General features: G+C 72.0%; 4 protein-coding genes and 2 pseudogenes. 2 read left to right on the forward strand and 4 right to left on the reverse strand.

Features of this window, described 5'->3' with window-relative positions; genetic code table 11:
• Positions 1–81 precede the first annotated feature (81 nt).
• Both ABZ656_RS55935 and hemQ read left to right on the forward strand, forming a co-directional pair.
• Positions 82–645, forward strand: a pseudogene (locus ABZ656_RS55935) (protoporphyrinogen oxidase); the annotation flags it as partial.
• A gap of 4 nt (positions 646–649) precedes the next feature.
• Positions 650–1,381, forward strand: a complete 732-nt coding sequence (gene hemQ / locus ABZ656_RS55940; protein ID WP_101401519.1) for a hydrogen peroxide-dependent heme synthase — start codon at positions 650–652, stop codon at positions 1,379–1,381.
• Here the strand turns inward: hemQ and ABZ656_RS55945 are convergent, their stop codons facing one another.
• The 4 genes and pseudogenes from ABZ656_RS55945 to ABZ656_RS55960 all read right to left on the reverse strand — a co-directional run.
• The gene (locus tag ABZ656_RS55945; RefSeq protein WP_360280154.1) at positions 1,382–3,040 is read right to left on the reverse strand and encodes an alpha/beta hydrolase; all 1,659 of its coding nucleotides are present in this window, start codon (positions 3,038–3,040) and stop codon (positions 1,382–1,384) included.
• Between the two features lie 120 nt (positions 3,041–3,160).
• The gene (locus ABZ656_RS55950; protein WP_360280157.1) at positions 3,161–3,949 is read right to left on the reverse strand and encodes a TIGR04222 domain-containing membrane protein; all 789 of its coding nucleotides are present in this window, start codon (positions 3,947–3,949) and stop codon (positions 3,161–3,163) included.
• Positions 3,950–4,082: 133 nt separating this feature from the next.
• Positions 4,083–4,838, reverse strand: coding sequence for a DUF4142 domain-containing protein (locus ABZ656_RS55955; RefSeq protein ID WP_101401522.1), 756 nt, complete (start codon positions 4,836–4,838; stop codon positions 4,083–4,085).
• A gap of 282 nt (positions 4,839–5,120) precedes the next feature.
• Positions 5,121–5,549: pseudogene (locus ABZ656_RS55960) on the reverse strand (endonuclease); the annotation flags it as partial.

Genomic DNA, 5,549 nt, shown 5'->3' on the forward strand with positions numbered 1-5,549 from the left:
CTGCAATCACATCCGGGCCCTGATCAACGAGGCGGTACTGCAGTACGGCGCCGAGCGCGTCGCCCGCTATCTGAGGCCACCGAGCTGGCCGGTGTGGAGTACGCCTCCATGGCGCTGGTGACGCTCGCCTACCGACGCGCGGACATCGCCCTCCCCGAAGGGAGCGGTTTCCTGGTGCCGCCGGTGGACGGTCACACCATCAAGGCATCCACCTTCGCCTCCCAGAAGTGGGGCTGGATCGCCGAGGAGAACCCCGACCTGCTCGTCCTGCGCACCTCCGTCGGGCGGTACGGCGAGACGGAGGTGCTGGGCCGCGACGACGCCGACCTCGTGGACGTCTCCCGGCACGACCTGCGCGAGGCCACCGGCCTGGCCGCCGAGCCCGTGGCGACCCGGGTGACCCGGTGGGACGACGGCCTGCCGCAGTACCCGGTCGGGCATCACACACGCGTGGCCCGCGTCCGCGAGCACGTGGCCAAGCTCCCGGGGCTCGCCGTCTGCGGCGCGGCGTACGACGGGGTCGGCATCCCCGCGTGCGTCGCGAGCGCGTACGCCGCCGTGGACCAGCTCGGCGGCGACCGCGCCGGACTGGACGCGCTCAGGGCGAACCCGGTGCAGAGCCTGCACGGCGGAGCGGGAGAATAGCCCCATGAGTGACGACGCCCCCACCACCGAGTCCGGCAGGGTCCCGAACAAGGGCAAGCTGGCCAAGGACCTCAACGAGGTCATCCGATACACCCTGTGGTCCGTCTTCAAGCTGAAGGACGTGCTTCCCGAGGACCGCGCCGGTTACGCCGACGAGGTCCAGGAGCTGTTCGACCAGCTCGCCGCGAAGGACGTCACCGTCCGCGGCACGTACGACGTGTCGGGTCTGCGCGCCGACGCCGACCTGATGATCTGGTGGCACGCCGAGACCAGCGACCAGCTCCAGGAGGCCTACAACCTCTTCCGCCGCACCAGGCTGGGCCGCGCCCTGGAGCCGGTCTGGTCGAACATGGCGCTGCACCGCCCCGCCGAGTTCAACCGCTCGCACATCCCGGCGTTCCTCGCCGACGAGACGCCGCGCAACTATGTGAGCGTCTACCCCTTCGTGCGCTCCTACGACTGGTACCTGCTGCCCGACGAGGACCGCCGCCGCATGCTCGCCGACCACGGCAAGATGGCCCGTGGCTACCCGGACGTGCGCGCCAACACGGTCGCCTCGTTCTCCCTCGGCGACTACGAGTGGATGCTCGCGTTCGAGGCCGACGAGCTGTACCGCATCGTCGACCTCATGCGCCACCTGCGCGCCTCCGAGGCTCGCATGCACGTCCGCGAGGAGGTCCCGTTCTACACCGGCCGCCGTAAGTCCGTGGCCGAGCTGGTCGCCGGTCTCGCCTGATCAGGGGGCCTGGCGGGTCGTCTTCGGGTCCTCCGGGGCCTCCGTGTCGTGCCGGGTGGTCTTGTCACCATCCGGCGCCGCCGGCTTCGGCTCCGCGTGCGGCGCGCACGCCGTGCGCCGCTTCGGGAGACGGCCCTCCAGCAGATACGCGTCCAGGTAGCCGTTGACGCACTTGTTGGGGCCGCCCGCGATCCCGTGCGTCCCGGCCCCGTTCTCGGTCACCAGGACCGAGCCGGACAGCCGCCGCTGGAGCTCCACCGCTCCCTCGTAGGGCGTCGCCGCGTCCCGCTCGGCCGCCAGGATCAGGACAGGCGCCAGTGTTCCGGGCAGCGTCCGCACATCGAGGGGCTTCTGCCGCGGCACCGGCCAGTACGCGCACGGCAGGTTCATCCACACGTTGTCCCAGGTCTCGAACGGCGCCACACGCGCGAGCCGCGTGTTGTCACGGTCCCAGGTACGCCAGTCCGTCGGCCAGGCCGCGTCGTTGCACTCCACGGCCGTGTACACCGCGTTGCCGTTCTCCGCCTCGGCCGACGTCTCCGGATGGGGCCCGGCCTGCTGGATCAGGGGCTTCGGGTCGCCCTTCAGATAGGCGGACAGCGCCAGGGCGCGCTGCGGCCAGTAGTCGTCGAAGTACCCCGCCTCCAGGAACGCGCCCTGCAACTGACGCGGCCCTACCTTGCCGCCCGCGGGCGCCGCGGCGAGCCGTGCCCGCGCCTTCTCGTAGCTGTGCAGTACCGCCTGGGGCGTGGTGCCGAGCGCGTACTCCTTGTCGTGCTTGGCGGTCCACGCGCGGAAGTCCGCCCACCGGGCCTCGAACGCGGCCGACTGGTCGAGGTTGTTCCGGTACCAGATCTGCCGGGGGTCGGGGTTCACCGCCGAGTCGAACACCATCCGGCGTACGTGCGAGGGGAAGAGCGTCGCGTACAGGGCGCCGAAGTACGTGCCGTACGACGCCCCCATGAACGTCAGCTTCCGCTCGCCCAGCGCGGCGCGCACCACATCGAGGTCGCGGGCGTTGTTGAGCGAGGTGTAGTGCCGGATGCTCTGCCCGGAGCGCTTGAGGCAGCCGCGGGCATACGCCTGTGCCTCGGCGATGCGCTCCTTCTTGTACGTCTCCGAGGGGTACGTCGGCGCCTGCGCGGGCCCCTTCAGGAAGTGCTTCGGGTCCTCGCAGGACAGTGGGGCCGAACGGTCCACCCCGCGCGGGGCGTAGCCCACGAGGTCGTACGCGGCCGCGATGCGCTTCCACTCGGGGAGGAAGCCGATCAGCGGGAAGTACATGCCGGACGCGCCCGGGCCGCCCGGGTTGTAGACGAGGGAGCCCTGACGCGGCACCTTGTGCTTGGAGTTGCGCAGGTCCTTGCCGGTGGCGACGGCACGGCTGACGGTCAGTTTGATCTTCTTGCCGTCGGGTTGCGCGTAGTCCAGTGGCACGGTGACCGTGCCGCAGCGCATCGCGACCGGGAGGTCGTCTCCCTTGGGGCACGCGCCCCAGTGGATGCCGGCCGTCGCGGCGCGGGTGGCGGCGACGGTGGTGCCGCGCGCCTCGAGGGAGGCCGAGGGGCCCGGCCAGGCAGCCGCACCGCCCGCGGGGGCGGCGATGAGGCCGCTCAGAAGCAAGGACCCGGTGGTTCCGTACAGGACGGCAGCTCTCATCGCGTATCCCCTTCGGCGCACGGCAGCGACAAAAGGGATGTTTGGTTCGTCAGTTGATGAAGTAAAGCACCTGGTGCCGGTGTCGGCCCCAATGACCCCTATGCGCCCCCTCGGGCGCCGTCAGCGCTGCCTCTCGGGGCTTCGGTCGCGGTGCGCGAAGGCCGCGCGCAGCTCCGGCTCGCCGACCGCGCGCACGCCGCGTACGGCGACCGAGGTGAGGTACGTACGGTCGTCGCCGGTGGCGTCGGGGTGCCGGGCGAGGGTGCCGAGCAGCCGCTGTCCCGCCGGGGAGGCCCAGCGCGTGTACGGGTGGACCTCGATGCGGGCGATGGCGAGGCAGCTCAGGGTGAGGATGAGCGGCAGCGAGAACCACACGGCGATCGGTACGTCGTTCTCGCTCGCCCGGGCCTGAGCGGGCATCAGCACGGCGACGGCGCCCAGGGCGAGGACGGCCGCGGCGGCGGCCTGGACCTGGCGGATGGCGCTCGCGACGGTGGTGCGGGCGCCGTCGGGCACGGCGAGGCCCGCGGCGACGAGGCGGTCGGCGAGGCTGCGTACGGAGTCCGCGGTGGCCGTGCTCGCCCGTACGGGCGCTATCCGGGACTGCCCCTGCGGGCCTATCGCCCCTATCACCGAGCGCTCCATCTCGTCGCGCCCGCGCGGGTCCACGACGGTCGCCCAGCCCGTGTGCGCGAGCAGCAGTCGCCGCTGACGGGCCATCGACACCAGGGTCAGATCGGCGACCCGGGCGGGGCCGCCGGACAGGAACGCCGCCTCGTACAGCGTGAGGTGGTGTCCGCGCGCCGCGTCGGCGTCGACCGCCGCCGAGCGCACGGCGGCCAGGCACAGCCGAGTGCAGGAGATGCCGGCCGCGGCCCAGGCCAGGAGCAGGAGAAGGACCCAGAACATGGCGTGTTTCTACGCGAAGAGTCCAGGCCCGCGCCACGGTATGCCCACGATATGGACGGAGCGTTGTGGCTCTGTGACGTTCCGGTGATCGCGAAAGGGTGCCGCGTCTTCGGCGGGGTCCGCCGGAGAGGTCCTAGCCCTTGGGGCGGGACGCGGCCGGGGGCAGCGGATAGGTTCCGGACGGGGTGACGGGGACGGGGCTGTCCGGGGACCGGGTGGGGCCCGGCGGGGCCGGGGAGGCCGTCAGCGGGGGCGGGCTCGCGGTCGCGGCGTCCTGGGCGAGGGCGTCGAAGTCCACGTACCCGGTGGCTTCGAGGACCTTGATGTGGTCGAGCACGGTGGTGTTCGCGTCGTCGGCGAGGTCCCGTACGAGGGAGTTGCGGGTGTTCGCGCGGACCTGGGCGACGACGGAGAAGACCTTGCCGTGTGCCCGGCGCAGAATGTTCGCGAACTTCCGGTCGTAGTCCGTGCCGTGCGCGGCGTCGAGCGTGGCCAGCCAGCCGCGCTGCTGGGCATTGGGCTGGTTCGGGAGCTCGAGTCCGAGCCGTGCGGCGACGTTCCGGACGCGCGCGTCCAGGAACGTGTGGCCCTCGACGAGGTGCGCGCCCGCCGTCTTCACGGCCTGGGTGGTGCCGCGCTCCTCGGCCTGCTGACCGGCGGGCAGCTCCCACAGTCCGGCGAGCCGGACCTTGGTGACGAACTCCCGGTCCAGTGCGGACAGCGGACCGAACTGCGTCGACACGGACTGGGCGTTCAGGGTGTCCAGGCCGGTGCCGGCGCGGTCCGCGTACGACCAGATCGGAAAGATCAGCGCGACGAGGGTCGCGGTGAGGGCCGCGATGATGAGTCCTGTCCCACTGACCAATCCGGTGCGGTTGTTGGATCGCATGGTGCCTCCTGTTGCGGCACCGCACGCTGGTGCGCTACGGGTGCGGGTTGGCATATTACTTCGGGCACCACGCCAACTGCCGTACGAGGAGAAAGGGTTGCAGGGTGGGAGGAAGGCGCCTAATGGGGTAGTTCGACCGGGCTCCATACCGTCAGGAAACCCAGGAAACCAGACACGGAATCCGGCCGGGCGGGGCCCGGTGTTAACCCCGGCACACTCTGCCGGGGTGAGGCACTACGGCGTGCGTAGCAGGGCGCGTCCGCGCCTGTGGCGCGGGCGGGGTCAGCGGCGCAGCAGTGCCCGTCGGGTCGCACGGGCCAGCCGGGCCGTGGGCCGCTGCGACGGCGGGGTCGGGCCGGACCGCTCCAGCCACCACGCGCGCAGCCGCCGCCGCGTCTGAGCGTCCTCGGGGTCTCCCGCGAGCAGCGTGTACGCGGCGAAGTCCAACGCGTCGCGCCGGTACCCACCGCTCATCGGATGCCCCTGCGCGTACGCGAGGAACGCCGGCCGGTACGCGTCCCCGAGGATCTCCGGCAGCTCCGCCGCCACCTTCGCGACGACGTCCGCCCGCTTGGCCGCGAGCGCCCGCGCCTGCACACCCAGCCGCCCCCGGTCGAACCCCTCGGGCACGGGGGTACCCGCGACGAGCGCGGACAGCAGGGCGGCCTGCCCGAGCGCAAGCCGCTGCCGAGCACCCACGGCCACGCCGGC

Origin of the sequence: Streptomyces sp. NPDC007095, from assembly GCF_040634475.1 — a bacterium.
Lineage (GTDB): Bacteria > Actinomycetota > Actinomycetes > Streptomycetales > Streptomycetaceae > Streptomyces.